Annotated in this window: 15 protein-coding genes; 5 read left to right on the top strand and 10 right to left on the bottom strand. The window is 70.4% G+C overall.

The genetic code is table 11. From position 1 onward, the window contains the following. Positions 1 to 12 precede the first annotated feature (12 nt). From ACFPIH_RS04680 to ACFPIH_RS04705, 6 genes are all read right to left on the bottom strand, one after another. Entirely contained in the window at positions 13 to 909 is an 897-nt protein-coding gene (locus ACFPIH_RS04680) for an RNA polymerase sigma-70 factor (protein ID WP_381168444.1), read from the bottom strand. Positions 910 to 956: 47 nt separating this feature from the next. Beyond that, a complete protein-coding gene (locus ACFPIH_RS04685) occupies positions 957 to 2,156 on the bottom strand; it encodes an NAD(P)/FAD-dependent oxidoreductase (RefSeq protein ID WP_381168507.1) in 1,200 nt (399 codons plus the stop codon). Positions 2,157 to 2,357: 201 nt separating this feature from the next. After that, positions 2,358 to 3,236, bottom strand: a complete 879-nt coding sequence (locus tag ACFPIH_RS04690; RefSeq protein WP_381168446.1) for a carotenoid biosynthesis protein — start codon at positions 3,234 to 3,236, stop codon at positions 2,358 to 2,360. 269 nt (positions 3,237 to 3,505) lie between these two features. Next, complete coding sequence (locus tag ACFPIH_RS04695) at positions 3,506 to 4,327, bottom strand: siderophore-interacting protein (RefSeq protein ID WP_381168448.1); 822 nt, start codon at positions 4,325 to 4,327, stop codon at positions 3,506 to 3,508. Positions 4,328 to 4,397: 70 nt separating this feature from the next. Next, positions 4,398 to 5,327 (bottom strand): PDR/VanB family oxidoreductase, encoded by a 930-nt coding sequence (locus ACFPIH_RS04700; RefSeq protein ID WP_381168450.1) that lies wholly within the window; start codon positions 5,325 to 5,327, stop codon positions 4,398 to 4,400. Continuing rightward, a complete protein-coding gene (locus ACFPIH_RS04705; protein ID WP_381168452.1) occupies positions 5,327 to 5,962 on the bottom strand; it encodes an MSMEG_1061 family FMN-dependent PPOX-type flavoprotein in 636 nt (211 codons plus the stop codon). The genes ACFPIH_RS04700 and ACFPIH_RS04705 overlap by 1 nt, the downstream gene beginning before the upstream one ends. 181 nt (positions 5,963 to 6,143) lie before the next feature. Between ACFPIH_RS04705 and ACFPIH_RS04710 the strand changes: the two genes are divergently transcribed. After that, on the top strand, positions 6,144 to 6,773 hold the full coding sequence (locus ACFPIH_RS04710) for a TetR/AcrR family transcriptional regulator (RefSeq protein WP_381168454.1): 630 nt from the start codon (positions 6,144 to 6,146) through the stop codon (positions 6,771 to 6,773). 51 nt (positions 6,774 to 6,824) lie between these two features. Here ACFPIH_RS04710 and ACFPIH_RS04715 read toward each other — a convergent pair whose 3' ends face one another. Continuing rightward, positions 6,825 to 7,418, bottom strand: a complete 594-nt coding sequence (locus ACFPIH_RS04715; RefSeq protein ID WP_381168455.1) for a TetR/AcrR family transcriptional regulator — start codon at positions 7,416 to 7,418, stop codon at positions 6,825 to 6,827. Between the two features lie 142 nt (positions 7,419 to 7,560). Between ACFPIH_RS04715 and ACFPIH_RS04720 the strand changes: the two genes are divergently transcribed. Continuing rightward, positions 7,561 to 8,586, top strand: coding sequence for an aldo/keto reductase (locus ACFPIH_RS04720; RefSeq protein WP_381168457.1), 1,026 nt, complete (start codon positions 7,561 to 7,563; stop codon positions 8,584 to 8,586). Positions 8,587 to 8,600: 14 nt separating this feature from the next. Continuing rightward, positions 8,601 to 9,476: an LLM class flavin-dependent oxidoreductase gene (locus tag ACFPIH_RS04725; protein WP_381168459.1), complete on the top strand. Its 876-nt coding sequence runs from the start codon at positions 8,601 to 8,603 to the stop codon at positions 9,474 to 9,476. A 10-nt stretch (positions 9,477 to 9,486) separates the two neighbouring features. Here ACFPIH_RS04725 and ACFPIH_RS04730 read toward each other — a convergent pair whose 3' ends face one another. Further along, positions 9,487 to 10,230, bottom strand: coding sequence for an SDR family NAD(P)-dependent oxidoreductase (locus ACFPIH_RS04730; protein ID WP_381168461.1), 744 nt, complete (start codon positions 10,228 to 10,230; stop codon positions 9,487 to 9,489). Between the two features lie 116 nt (positions 10,231 to 10,346). Here ACFPIH_RS04730 and ACFPIH_RS04735 point away from each other — a divergent pair, with 116 nt between their 5' ends. Together ACFPIH_RS04735 and ACFPIH_RS04740 are read left to right on the top strand one after the other, a co-directional pair. Then, positions 10,347 to 11,006 carry a TetR/AcrR family transcriptional regulator gene (locus ACFPIH_RS04735; protein WP_381168509.1) on the top strand — a complete coding sequence of 220 codons (660 nt, stop codon included), beginning with the start codon at positions 10,347 to 10,349 and terminating at the stop codon, positions 11,004 to 11,006. A 46-nt stretch (positions 11,007 to 11,052) separates the two neighbouring features. Next, positions 11,053 to 11,634 carry an O-methyltransferase gene (locus ACFPIH_RS04740; RefSeq protein ID WP_381168463.1) on the top strand — a complete coding sequence of 194 codons (582 nt, stop codon included), beginning with the start codon at positions 11,053 to 11,055 and terminating at the stop codon, positions 11,632 to 11,634. Between the two features lie 109 nt (positions 11,635 to 11,743). On the opposite strand, the gene ACFPIH_RS04745 is transcribed toward ACFPIH_RS04740, so the two are convergent. Next, positions 11,744 to 12,019, bottom strand: a complete 276-nt coding sequence (locus tag ACFPIH_RS04745) for a hypothetical protein (RefSeq protein ID WP_381168465.1) — start codon at positions 12,017 to 12,019, stop codon at positions 11,744 to 11,746. A 74-nt stretch (positions 12,020 to 12,093) separates the two neighbouring features. Beyond that, the gene (locus tag ACFPIH_RS04750; RefSeq protein WP_381168467.1) at positions 12,094 to 12,483 is read right to left on the bottom strand and encodes an ATP-binding protein; all 390 of its coding nucleotides are present in this window, start codon (positions 12,481 to 12,483) and stop codon (positions 12,094 to 12,096) included. Between the last annotated feature and the right edge of the window lie 120 nt (positions 12,484 to 12,603).

Raw genomic sequence — 12,603 nt, forward strand, 5'->3', positions numbered from 1 at the left:
GCCCGCCCCTGGTCAGCGGGAGGTGAGGGGGGTTTCGGACTCGACGCGGGTGAGCTTTTCGGGGTTGCGGACGTAGTAGAGGCCCGTGACGCGGGCGTTCTCCACGCGGAAGGCCAGCACACCGTCGATCACGCCGTCCAGGCGCAGGACGAGTCCGGGGTTGCCGTTGATCATCGTGGTCTCACCGATGAGGGTGCCGCCGGCCTTGTCGATGCTGCCGGCCATGTAACGGAGCACCTTGTCGGAGCCGACGACCGGTCGCAGAGCCGCCAGCCTGAGGCCGCCGCCGTCGCTGACGAAGACGACGTCCGGGGCGAGTACGTCGAGCAGCCCCTGCAGGTCCCCGGTCACGAGCGCGCGCCGGAACGAATCCAACGCTTCCCGGGCTTCTTCCGGGGAAGCCGGTGTGCGCGGTCGGCGGGCGTCGACATGCTGGCGGGCGCGGTAGGCGATCTGGCGTGCGGCGGCGGGGCTCTTGTCGATCGCGGCCGCGATCTCGTCGTAGCCGAAGTCGAAGACCTCGCGCAGCACGAAGACGGCGCGTTCGGTCGGTGAGAGGGTTTCGAGGATGAACATGAGGGCCAGCGACAGGTTCTCGGACAGTTCGACGTCCTCGGCCACATCCGCTGCGGTGAGCAGGGGCTCGGGCAGCCAGGGGCCGACGTAGGCCTCCTTGCGCCGTTTCAGGGTGCGCAGCCGGTTGAGCGCTTGCCGGGTCGTGATCCGTACCAGGTAGGCGCGCTGGTCCCGCACCTGCTCCAGATCGACGTCGACCCATCGCAGCCAGGCCTCCTGGAGGACGTCCTCGGCGTCGGCCGCCGATCCGAGCATCTCGTAGGCGACGGTGAACAGCAGGTCTCGGTGGGCGACGAAGGCCTCCGTCGCGGGGTCGGTGACGTGGTTGTCCATGTCGTGCGCTTCGCTCTCTCGTGCTTGTCGCTCCGGCTCGGTCCTGGCTAGGCCGCGGGGCGGGTGCTGGACGGCGTCGTGCCGTGTTCCGGCTGCGGCGCATCCGGGCGGTCGGTGCTGTCGCCGTGGGATGCGCGGGAACTGGCCTTGCGTGCCCCGGACACCAACTTGTTGAGGGTGAACACACAGGCGATCTCCTTGACGCCGGCACCGGTCCGCCCGCTGATGCTGAGCGCGTTCACCTTGTCGTTCGGGTAGGAGAACTGGGTGACGCCCCCCTTCCGGCCGAGGCTGAGGCACTGCCCGGCGAAGAACATCCGGACGGGAGCGGCCTTCTTCCCCGCGATCCGGCGCAGGATCGTGGCGGCGGCCGCCGGGCCCAGCTGTGTGGCGGCCTGGCAGCTCAGCCGGAACGGGTGGTCCGGCATCACTCCCGCGTCCCCAGCGGCGACGATGCGCTCGTCGTCCACACTGGTCAGCGTCGTGTCGGTGACCAGACGGCCTTCGGCGTCGGTGCGCAGCCCGCTGCGGGCGGCCAGGTCCGGGATATGGAATCCCGCGGTCCAGATCGTCACCGCGCTGGGCAGTTCGCGGCCGTCGTCGAGCCGTACGCCGTCCGCCGTCACTTCCGCCACCTTCGTACCGGGTCCTTCGTGGACGGTCACACCCAGCTTGGCGAGCCGGCGGGCGACCGGGCGGCGGACTCGGGCATGCAGGGAGGGGCCGAGCACCTTGCCGCAGACCAGGGTGACCTTGCGGCCCGCTTCCGCCAGCTCGGCGGCGGTCTCCAGGCCGGTCGGGCCGGCCCCGACCACGGTCACCGGAGCCGACGCGGGCGTCGCGTCCAGCGCCGACCGCAGTCGTTCCGCCCCCTCGAGGTCCGACACCGAATGGGCGAACTCCGCCGCTCCGGGCACGCCGGGATCGGCGGCGCCGCTGCCCACCGCGTAGACGAGGTAGTCGTAGGAGACCGTGCCACCGCCCGCCAGCGACACCTGGCGCTCGGCAGCGTCGATCCGGGTCGCGGTGTCGACCACCAGCCGGACGTTTTTGCCCATGACCCTCTCGAAGCCCTCGACCGCGTCGTCGGAGCCGGTCACGAGCTGGTGCAGTCGGATCCGCTCGACGAAGTCGGGACGCGGATTGACCACGGTCACCGACACACCGTCGCGCCGCGCCAGGCTGTTGGCGGCCGTCACACCCCCGTACCCGCCGCCGATCACGACCACCTCGACGTTCCCGTTCATCATGTCTCCCTTGTAGTTGGACTCGGCATTCAGACACCGGCCACGCTTCCGGTGTGACGGCCCGCGGATGAGACGTGGCGCACATCGGATGGGGAGAGCCGACGCACCGTCGCGGCGGAAGAGGGACTCGCCGCATTCGCCGGAAGACACCGCGAACGGCCGCCGGAAAGCCGATCGGCGGCCGTTCTGCGTCAGTCGGAATCAGCGTCGGAGGGCCAGGTCGTTGCGAGCCAGCTTGACCACGGCAAGAAACGCAGCGAACACCATGCCGAACAGGTTGATCGTCATCATCGTCTCGTTGATCGCATGCCCGCTCCAGCCGACCGAGGCCCCGTCCTTGACCATGTCACCGGAGGCGCCGATGAAGTAGGGAACAGAGCTCAGCCCCAGCGCCCCGTAGAAGAGCACGTTCTGCGCCAACACCCCCCGCCCCCCGATGCGCACCGACGCCGACGCCGAGGTCGACGCCGACTGACGCTTCACCAAATACAGCGCGAAGATCTGGAAGAAGACATAGGTGACAAACCACCAGCCCAGAAAGTTGGTGTACGGCACCCCGAACACCCCGCCCCCACGTTCCCAGACCCAGAGCCCCTTCACGGTGGAGGCGATCGAGTCGACGCCGAGGTCGAACATGGTCATCAGTGCCGCGGCCAGCATCGGCAGCGCCACCACCTCGACCCGGCCGGCGACCGACCCGGACGAGCCGCCCAGACGGCTGTCCGCCTCGTCGAGCAAGGTGTTGGCCACCTGCCAGCAGATGTAGCCCAGACCGAAGTAGATCGGTCCGATCTCGATGGGCACATGAATCAGCTGCGGATGGCCCGTGTAGTGGTAGTGGCCGAACGGGAACCCGGTGGAAACGCTGAGGTTCTCGAAGAAGTTGCCCACCACCAGGGTCACGATCAGAAAGAACAGCAGCGTCCGCCACCCGTACCTCCGCACCCCGTGGATCAGCGCGAACGGGACCGACAGCAGCAGCATCGGCAGCGTGACATGTGTCCCGGTCAGCGGCACGGTGACGCCCACTACCGCGGCGGCGGCTGCCAGCAGCCAGAGGACGCGGTTCCATGCGTTCATCTTGATTCTCCTGTGATGCCCCCGAGGCCCTCGGCCGTGTCATTCTCGGGACGCGGATCGACCACGGTCACCGGCACACCATCGCGCCGAGCCAGGCTGCCTGCCCGCCGTCACGCCCCCGTACCCGCCGCCAGCAACCACCGCGCTCGGCGTTCCCGCTCATCAGCTCTCCCCATGTCGTGGACTCGGCATCAAGACACCGGCCACCCCTCTGCTGTGACAGCCCGCGGATGAGACGTGGCACACACCGGAGACTCGCGGGCGGTGGATCAGCCCGGGCTCGATCGGCCGTGCCGCCAGTAGCCGATGAACGCGATGTCCGCCTTGGGTACGGCGCGGTCGTGCACCAGATGACGGCGCAGGCCGGTGGCCAGTCCCGACTCCCCGGCGACCCAGGTGTAGAACCGGCCCGGTCGCAGGGGCGAGGCACGGACGGCTTCGAGCGCGAGCCGGCCGGGCCGGGGGGCGGCGGCGCTGCGGTTCGCTTCGCCGGTCCGGGCCAGCCAGTGCACTCGGACGCCCTCGGGAGCGGTGAGGTCGGTGCGGAAGTCCTCGGGCCCCGGGACTTCGAGGTAGACCTCCGCGACCAGCGAGGCGGGGGCGTCTTCGAGGATGGCCAGGATCGCCGGTACGGCGCTGTCGTCCCCGACGAGGAGTTGCCACTCGGCGTGAGCGGGAGGCAGGTAGCTCACGCCCATGTCGAAGATGCCGGCCGGGTCTCCGGGGCGGACGCGCCGCGCCCAGGCGGAGGCCGGGCCGTCGCCGTGCAGGGCGAACTCGATGTCCACCTCGCCGACTTCGGGCCGGGCCCGCCGGATGGTGAAGTTGCGGACCCACGGCCTGCGGGCCTTCGGTGTCAGCAACAGCTCCGCCATCCATGCCTCGTTGGAGAAGCTGGGCATCCGCAGCGCGTCCTGTCCCTCACGGGGGAAGAACAGCCGTACGGCCTGGTCGAAGCCCATGGGGGTCAGGTGCTCCAGTTCCCGGCCGGAGAGCGTGACCGTCGCGAAGCCGGGTGTCACCCGGGTGGTCCGGGAGACCTCGAGGGTGATCATCCGCCGGGTCTCGGGCGAGCGCACCTTGGGCAGCATGGAGATCGTCAGCCCTTCTTCGTCTGTCAGAGGTCAGAGGTTCAGAAGTCAGAGGTCAGAGGTCAGAGGTTCAGAGGTCGAGGACGAGCCGTGGCGACCGTGCTCGGGACACACACGCGTACATCCGGCCCGTGGGGGCGCCGATGTCGTCGCGGTGGTCGGGTTCGCCGTCGAGGACGGTGAGTTCGCAGCTGCCGCAGACGCCTTCGCGGCAGCCGGACGGCACCGGGTGTCCGGCGTGGGTGAGGGCGTCGAGGAGCGACTCCTCGGCCGGTACCCGGACCGTCCGCCCGGACCGCGCGCACACCGCCTCGAACTCCGTGTCCGGGCCGAACGTCCTGGTCACGGGCTGGAAGCGCTCGGTGCGCAGCCGTTCGGCGGGGAACACGGCCTCGGCCGCGGCGACCATCGGGGCGGGGCCGCAGCAGTAGACGAGGGTGCCGGGGGCGTGTGCGGCCAGCGCGGTGAGGTCCGGCCTGCCGTGCCGGCGCGCGGCGACGACCCGTACCCGGTCGCCGTACCGCGTGCGCAGTTCGTCGAGGAAGGGCATGGTCGCGGCCGAACGCCCCACGTAGACGAGCGTGGCCGGGATGCCGGCCGCGGTGGCCGCCCGCAGCATGGGCAGAAGGGGGGTGATGCCGATCCCGCCGGCGAGGAACAGGTACTCCGGGGCGGGCTGGAGCGGGAAGTGGTTGCGCGGCAACGACACCTCGACGGTGCGGCCCTGGCGCAGGAACCGGTGGACGTACTCCGAACCGCCCCGGCTGAGCGGGTCGTACCGCACGGCGATGCGGTACGACTCCCGGTCGGCCGGGTCGCCGCACAGCGAGTACTGCCGGGTCAGCCAGTTCGGCAGCGTGAGATCGATGTGCGCGCCCGGTTCCCAGGGCGCCAGCCGGGCGCCGGCGGTACCGGCCGTGCCGGTGGTGCCGCGCAGGACGACGGAGACGACGCCCTCGGCGATCGGGTCGATACGGTCGACGACGGTCCGCTGTGTCATCAGTAGAGCTTCCGGTAGCCGTCTTCGAGCGCGCTGTTCAGCACGTCAGGGGAGATGTCGAGCCCCAGCTGATCGGCGAACATCTCACCGGGCGACGGGAGTTCACCGGCGAGGGCCTGGCTCGCGGGGTCCCACAGCCGGGACCTGACGATCGCGCGGCCGCAGTGGCCGTACGCCTCCGCCACCTCCACGACGATCGCCAACTCGGGTGTCCTGGCCTCGGTCCGCATCCGGGCGAGGACGTCGGGTTCGTCGGTGGGATAGCCCCGGCCGTTGACCCGCAGCGTCTCCCGCAGGCCGGGGATGAGGAAGACCAGCCCGATCCCGTCGTTCTCGGCGAGGTTGCGGAAGGAGTCGGCGATCTTGTTGCCGGGCCGGTCGGGGATCGCGATCGTGCGGTCGTCGAGGACCTTCACGAACCCCGGGTAGTCGCCACGGGGTGAGCAGTCGGCGCGCCCCGCCGCGTCCGCGGTGGCCATGGCCAGGAACGGCGAGTGCGCGATGAAGCGGCGGAAGTGCTTGTCGATACGGTCGATGACCTTGCCCTTGATCATGGGCTCGGGCTCCCCGAGCCGGGCCCGGACCTCGTCCGGCGGCATGCGTCGCGGACGGGTGCCGGCATACGTCGTCGTCATCGCGAAGGCTCCTTGGAGTCGTGGGGGTCGTCGGGGTCGTCGGGGGCATCGGGGCGGAGGCGGCCGGAACCAAGGCGCGTGATGGGGTCTCATCGCAGCTCCACCGCAGCTCATGGCACTATTGTGAGCAATTACTCAGTTCGTGCGCTACTCGCTTTCGAGGCGCCGCGCGGGAGGTCGGATGACGGCGGGGCAGCGCAGACTCAAGCCACGTAAACAGCCACGGCAGGTGCGGGCGGAGCTCACCCGGCAGCGCATCCTCACCGCCGCTGCTCACGTTTTCGGCGAGTACGGGTACGCCGCCGGCACCACCAACCGGATCGCCGAACAGGCCCGGATCTCGATCGGTTCCCTCTACCAGTACTACCCGAACAAGGATGCGATCCTCGTCGAGCTGCTGACCCGGCATCTGGACGCCGGAATGGCCGACTGGAAGCGCCGCCTCGCCGAGGAACGCCCCGACTCATTGGGCGACATCCTCCGCGGGCACGTACGCGCCGCGATCGAGAACCACCGCGACGACCCGCACCTGCTCCGGATCATGTTCGAGCAGGCCCCCCGCTCCCCCGAACTCCTGGAGAAGGCCGCCCGCCACGGGCAGGAACACCTCGCCTACTGCCAGGAGTTGCTCGAGAACCACCCGCAGGCCCGGGTCGAGGACACATACGTCGCCGCCCGGCTGATGGTCTCCACGGTCGAGTTGGTCGTCCATCACCTCATCGCCGAGCCCGACCCCATCGACGTCACCCGCCTGGAGAACGAACTCGTCACCATGCTGACCCGCTACGTCACGGGCGGCGGCGGGCTCTGACGTGCACGCGCTCGCCCTCGCCGTCGGGTCCGCCACACCCGCCCGCCAGGGCTAACGCGCCCCGCGCAGGCCCGTGATGAGGAGTTCGACCAGGCGGCGGGCGTCGTAGGCGGGGTTGTTCTCCGCGCCGATGCAGAGGTTGCCGACGCCTCGCATGAGTTCGAGGGCGCCGATGTCGGAGCGGATCTCGCCGGCGGCGGCCGAGGCTTCGAGCAACTCGGTGCACACGGGTACGAGCCGGTCGATGAAGTAGGCGTGCAGGGTGTCGAAGCCGGTGTTGTCGGACTGGAGCACGGCGGCGAGCCCGTGCTTGGTGACCAGGAAGTCGACGAAGAGGTCGATCCAGCGCGCCAGCGCCGCGGAAGGGGTCGGGCCGGCCGCCAGCAGGGCCGGCCCCGCCGACGCGCAGGCTTCGACCTGGTGCCGGTAGACGGCGATGATCAGGTCCGCCCGCGTCGGGAAGTGCCGGTAGATCGTGGCCGTACCGACACCGGCCTCGGCCGCGATGTCGCGCACCGGCGCCTCCACACCCGACGCGACGAAGACCGCGGCGGCGGCGTCGAGCAGGGTCTCCTCGTTGCGCCGGGCGTCCGCCCGTCGGGGCCTGGCCGGCTGCGCGACGACATCACGGTCACTGTCCTTCATCACGTCACTCCCTCCACGGTCCACCTTATCGGCCTGCCTACCAGCCACCCTTGCTAAACGGGACAGCGTTCCGTATCGTCCGGGACATCAAACGGAACGACGTCCCGTTTCTTCGGGGCGCCGGCACGGAGGAGACACAGTCATGCAGTACCGCACCCTGGGCCGTACCGGAGTACAGGTCAGCTCCCTCGCGCTCGGCGCGATGAACTTCGGCGCGATCGGGCGCACCACCCAGGACGAGGCCACCGCCCTCGTCGACGCCGCGCTCGATGCCGGGATCAACCTCATCGACACCGCCGACATGTACAGCGACGGCCAGTCGGAGGAGATGGTCGGCAAGGCCATCGCCGGCCGCCGCGACGACATCGTGCTGGCCACGAAGGCCGGCATGCCGATGGGCGACGAGCGCAACCACCGGGGCAGTTCACGCCGTTGGCTGGTCACCGAGCTGGACAACAGCCTGCGCCGGCTCGGCGTCGACCACGTCGACCTCTACCAGATCCACCGCTGGGACCCGAGCACCGACGACGAGGAGACCCTGTCGGCACTGACCGACCTGCAACGCGCGGGAAAGATCCGCTACTTCGGCTGCTCGACCTTCCCCGCCCACCGCATCGTGCAGGCCGAATGGGCCGCCCGTGAGCACCACTTGAGCCGTTACGTCACCGAACAGCCCAGCTACTCGATCCTGCAACGCGGCGTCGAGACCCACGTCCTGCCCGTGACCGAGCAGTACGGGCTCGGGGTGCTGGTGTGGAGCCCGCTGGCCTCGGGCTGGCTGTCGGGCGCGGTCCGCGCGGGCCGCGAGATCACCACCAGCCGCTCCACGCTCATGCCGCAGCGCTTCGACACCGCCCTCCCCGCCAACCGGCTGCGCCTCGACGCCGTCGAGCAGCTGGCGAAGGTCGCCGACGAGGCCGGTCTGACGCTGATCCAGCTCGCGCTCGGTTTCGTGACCGCGCACCCCGCCGTGACCAGCGCACTCATCGGCCCCCGCACCCCGGACCACCTGCGCGCGCAGCTCGCTGCCGCCGACACCGTGCTTCCCGCCGACGTACTCGACGCGATCGACGGGATCGTCGCACCCGGCACCGACCTGGCCCCGGACGAGAAGTTCGACACCCCGCCCGCCCTGCTCGACCCGTCACTGCGACGCCGCCGACCGTGAGGGAACACCACTCCATGGCACATCCACGGCACCCCCGATTCGGCATCATGACCGCCCCCACCCAGGTCGGCTACCACGACATCCTGCGGGTCTGGGAGGAGGCGGACACGGTCCCGGAGATCGAGCACGCGTGGCTGTTCGACCACCTGATGCCGATCTTCGGCGACCCCGACGGACCGACGTACGAGGGCTGGACCCTGCTCTCGGCCCTCGCCGCCCGGACCAGCCGGCTGCGCCTCGGCCTGCTCGTCACCAGCAACCGTTTCCGGCCGCCCGCGATGCTGGCCAAGATCGCCACGACCGTCGACATCGTCTCCGACGGACGGCTCGACTTCGGCATCGGCGTCGGCTCCCGCCCCCACCCTCCCCAGGCCCGGCGCGAGTACCCGGCCCACGGTCTGCCCTTCCAGGACACCGCGGACGCCGTGGGAAGCCTCGCCGAAGCGTGCACGGTGATCCGCCGGCTGTGGACCGAGCCCGAACCCTTCGACTTCCACGGCACGTACCACGACCTCACCGGCGCGTTCGGCAGCCCCAAGCCGGTCCAGCGCAGCCCCCATCCGCCGATCCTCATCGGCGGGCGTTCCTCCGCGACGCTGCGCGTGGTCGCCGAACACGCCGACCTCTGGAACATCCCCGGCGGCGACCTCGACGACTGCGTCCGCCGCAGCGCGCTCCTCGACCGCCACTGCGCCGACATCGGCCGCGACCCCGCCACCATCACCCGCTCGATCCACCTCCCCGTCTCCTACGACCACCCGGCCACCACCCGCACCGCGATCACCGAGGCGCTCGACGCCGGCTTCCCCCACATCGTCCTCGGCCTGTCCGCGCCGTATCCGGACAAGGTCGCCCACTGGGTGAGGGAGGAACTGATCGCCGCTCGTTGACGCCCGCGGGTCAGATCTGGTTCTCGCCGCCGTCGACGTACAGATTGGCTCCGAGGATGAAGCCGCTCCGCCCGGAAGCCAGGAAGGCCACCACCTCGGCGACCTCGTCCGGGTGCCCGACCCGGCCCAGTGGAACACCCGCGGCGAACTGCGACTTGGCGAGGGTGTCTCCCGCGGCCACCGCGTCGAGTCCAGGAGTGTCGATGGTGCCCGGGGAGATCGCGTTGACCCGGATACCGCGGCCCTTGAGCTCGTTGGCCCAGGTCCGGGCGAAGGACCGTATCGCCGCTTTGGAGGCCGCGTAGGTGCCGAAGGCCGCGACACCGTCATCGGCGCGCACCGAGGAGTTCAGGATCACCGACGCGCCGTCGTTCAGCAGCGGCAGCGCCTTCTGCACCGTGAACAACGTGCCCCGGACGTTGACTCCGAAGGTCTCCTCGAAGTGCTCCTCGGTGACCTGCTCCAGCGTCGCGAACGACGCGGTGCCGGCGTTGGCGAACAGCACGTCCAGACCACGGCCCCGGGCGCGGACCGTGTCGTACAGCCGGTCCAGGTCGGCCAGGTCGGAGATGTCGCCCACCACCGCGGTGGCGCTCGCCGGGCCGATGGCCTCGACGGCCGCGTCCAGCACGGTCTTGCGCCGGCCGGTGATGAACACGTGCGCCCCCTCGGCTGCCAGCCGAACGGCGGCGGCCAGGCCGATCCCGGTGCCGCCGCCGGTGACGACGGCGGTCTTACCCTCAAGCTGCCCCATGGTCATGACCTCCACAAAGTTCGGTACCGATCGGTACTGATCGATACGGAACGGGACCGTAGCACATCTGAACCGATCAGTACGGAAGAGGTACGATCGCTCGCATGACCGATGGCATGACCGAGGGCACGACCGGTGGCACAACTGACGACCCGCGCGATGGCACGGAGACGCGGCGACAGAAGGCACCGATCGGCCGGCCGAGGGGTTTCGACGCCGACGAGGCCCTTGACCACGCCATGCGGGTCTTCTGGGGACAGGGCTACGAAGGCGCCAGCCTCACCGATCTGACCAACGCCATGGGCATCACCCGCACCAGCATGTACGCGGCCTTCGGCAACAAGGAGGACCTGTTCCGCAAGGCCCTGGAGCGCTACACCGAGGGCCCCGCCTCGTACGGCGCCCGGGCCCTGCGGGAACCGACCGCCCGACAGGTGGCCACCGCGTTCCTCAACGGCTCCGTCCGGGCCACCACCAGCCCCGGCTGCCCCACCGGTTGCCTCGGTGTCCAGGGGTCGCTCGCCGCCGGCGACCCGGGACGCCATGCCCGCGACGCCCTCGCCACCTGGCGCAACGAGCACACCTCACGCCTCCGCGACCGGTTCCGGCAAGCCATCGACGAAGGCGACCTCCCTCCCGACGCCGATCCCGAACTACTCGCCCGCTACCTCATGACCGTGGCGAACGGCATCGCCGTCCAAGCCGCCGGCGGCGCCACCCGCGACGACCTCCAGCAGGTGGCCGACATGGCCCTGCGAAGCTGGCCACCCGCCTGAGTAATTGATGTTGCTTCCCACCACCCGGTGCTCGCATGATTCCCGGATGGACGACACTCCGGTCCGGTTCCCGGACGCCTTACCCACCCTGCGGGCCGCAGCCGACGACGCGGGCTTCGCCATGTCCTGCGAGGAGCGCACAGGCAGTCTCCTGGCCGCGTTCGCCGCCACCCGTCCCGGCGGGCGCATCCTCGAACTCGGCACCGGGGTGGGCGAGGGCACGGCCTGGCTCCTCAGCGGCATGGACCAGGCCGCCCGCCTGGTGACCGTCGAACTCGACACCGCCGTCCAGGCCGTCGCCCGGCAGCAGTTGGGCACCGACCCGCGGGTGACCTTCGTGTGCGGGGACGGCGGCGCGTGGCTGGAGTCCTACGACGGCGAACCGTTCGACCTCGTCTTCGCGGACACCTGGCCGGGCAAGTTCACGCACCTCGACCAGGCACTGGCCCTGGTGGCACCGGGCGGGACCTACCTCATCGACGACCTCGACCCCCAGCCCGGCTGGCCGGAGGACCATCACGCCTCCGTCCAGCGCCTCCTCGCCGAGCTGGACGCCCGACAGGACTTCCGCTCCGTCCGCCTGGCATGGGCAAGCGGCCTGCTGATGGCGGTACGGTCCGCGGCCTGACGGCCCGAACGGCTCAACGCGAGCGCCTCACGTACGACGTCCCGCTCGCCGTCCGCCAGGTCACCGAACGCCTTCCGAGCGAACTCGGCCTCCTCCAACGGGACTTCGTTCACGTCCGGCCGCCTCCGCCGTGTGCGTCCTCCAGAGCAGCCATGATCTCCGGCGAGTTCCTGATCAGGATCCGGTGCCGGTAGGCCCGTACCAGGGCGGCGGCGCCCTCGAAGTCGTTCGTAGGGGCTGCCCCTAGGGCAGCCGCCAGCTCCTCCTCGAACCGCTCCCGATCCCCCGGGAAGCCATAGCGGCTGAGCGCACTGCGCAGGTCGTCCACGGTGCGGATCTCCGGGAGGGGCATCGCTCCCGAGCCGTGCTCAGGCTGTGCGCTCATGGTCTGCTCCTGCTGGACGGGCATGGCTCCTTCTCCCAGTATGGCGCGGGCCGACCGGGCCGGGCAGCGCGTACTCACCACGCCGCCCCGCCCCCGCAGTCCGCCCACAGCAGCTTGCCGCCCTTCGACGCGCCGAGCTCGCGCAGGACCGCGACTCCCCAGTCGTCCGCACACGCGCGTACGAGATGCAGGCCCCGGCCTCCCTCCGCGTCGAGGTCGGGTGGGGGTGCGGGTTCTGCCCCGAAGCCGGGCGGGACCCTCGGGTCCGTGTCCCATACGGCGACCCGTAGGCGGCCGGCGTCGGTGGAGAGGACACGGAGGGAGTACGGGCCCTTGGTGTGGCAGTGGGAGTTGGTGAGAAGTTCGGCAGCGACGAGTTCCGCGGTGGGGGCGAGGTCGGCCAGGTCCTGGGCGGCGAGGATCAGTCTCAGGGTGCCCCTGGCGATACCCGGTGCGCTTGACATCCTCCCCCTCTTAAAAGAGGGGGATTCCAACCCGGGTGGGTTGAGGTTCACGGGCGTTCGCACGGCTGGTGGCCGTTGTCACCCCTCCGGCACCGGCTGTTCGCCGGGGGCGGGGGATCC

Source organism: Streptomyces vulcanius, assembly GCF_042653945.1.
GTDB classification, from domain to species: Bacteria; Actinomycetota; Actinomycetes; order Streptomycetales; family Streptomycetaceae; genus Streptomyces; species Streptomyces mangrovi.

Excerpts from the sequence above, each read along its gene's own strand:
- ACFPIH_RS04720 (WP_381168457.1), top strand. The coding sequence starts at position 7,561 with ATGCAGTACCGCACCCTGGGCCGTACCGGAGTACAGGTCAGCTCCCTC.
- ACFPIH_RS04685 (WP_381168507.1), bottom strand. The coding sequence starts at position 2,156 with ATGAACGGGAACGTCGAGGTGGTCGTGATCGGCGGCGGGTACGGGGGT.
- ACFPIH_RS04750 (WP_381168467.1), bottom strand. The coding sequence starts at position 12,483 with ATGTCAAGCGCACCGGGTATCGCCAGGGGCACCCTGAGACTGATCCTC.
- ACFPIH_RS04695 (WP_381168448.1), bottom strand. The coding sequence starts at position 4,327 with ATGCTGCCCAAGGTGCGCTCGCCCGAGACCCGGCGGATGATCACCCTC.
- ACFPIH_RS04730 (WP_381168461.1), bottom strand. The coding sequence starts at position 10,230 with ATGGGGCAGCTTGAGGGTAAGACCGCCGTCGTCACCGGCGGCGGCACC.
- ACFPIH_RS04725 (WP_381168459.1), top strand. The coding sequence starts at position 8,601 with ATGGCACATCCACGGCACCCCCGATTCGGCATCATGACCGCCCCCACC.
- ACFPIH_RS04690 (WP_381168446.1), bottom strand. The coding sequence starts at position 3,236 with ATGAACGCATGGAACCGCGTCCTCTGGCTGCTGGCAGCCGCCGCCGCG.
- ACFPIH_RS04715 (WP_381168455.1), bottom strand. The coding sequence starts at position 7,418 with ATGAAGGACAGTGACCGTGATGTCGTCGCGCAGCCGGCCAGGCCCCGA.
- ACFPIH_RS04705 (WP_381168452.1), bottom strand. The coding sequence starts at position 5,962 with ATGACGACGACGTATGCCGGCACCCGTCCGCGACGCATGCCGCCGGAC.
- ACFPIH_RS04700 (WP_381168450.1), bottom strand. The coding sequence starts at position 5,327 with ATGACACAGCGGACCGTCGTCGACCGTATCGACCCGATCGCCGAGGGC.
- ACFPIH_RS04745 (WP_381168465.1), bottom strand. The coding sequence starts at position 12,019 with ATGAGCGCACAGCCTGAGCACGGCTCGGGAGCGATGCCCCTCCCGGAG.
- ACFPIH_RS04740 (WP_381168463.1), top strand. The coding sequence starts at position 11,053 with ATGGACGACACTCCGGTCCGGTTCCCGGACGCCTTACCCACCCTGCGG.
- ACFPIH_RS04710 (WP_381168454.1), top strand. The coding sequence starts at position 6,144 with ATGACGGCGGGGCAGCGCAGACTCAAGCCACGTAAACAGCCACGGCAG.
- ACFPIH_RS04680 (WP_381168444.1), bottom strand. The coding sequence starts at position 909 with ATGGACAACCACGTCACCGACCCCGCGACGGAGGCCTTCGTCGCCCAC.
- ACFPIH_RS04735 (WP_381168509.1), top strand. The coding sequence starts at position 10,347 with ATGACCGAGGGCACGACCGGTGGCACAACTGACGACCCGCGCGATGGC.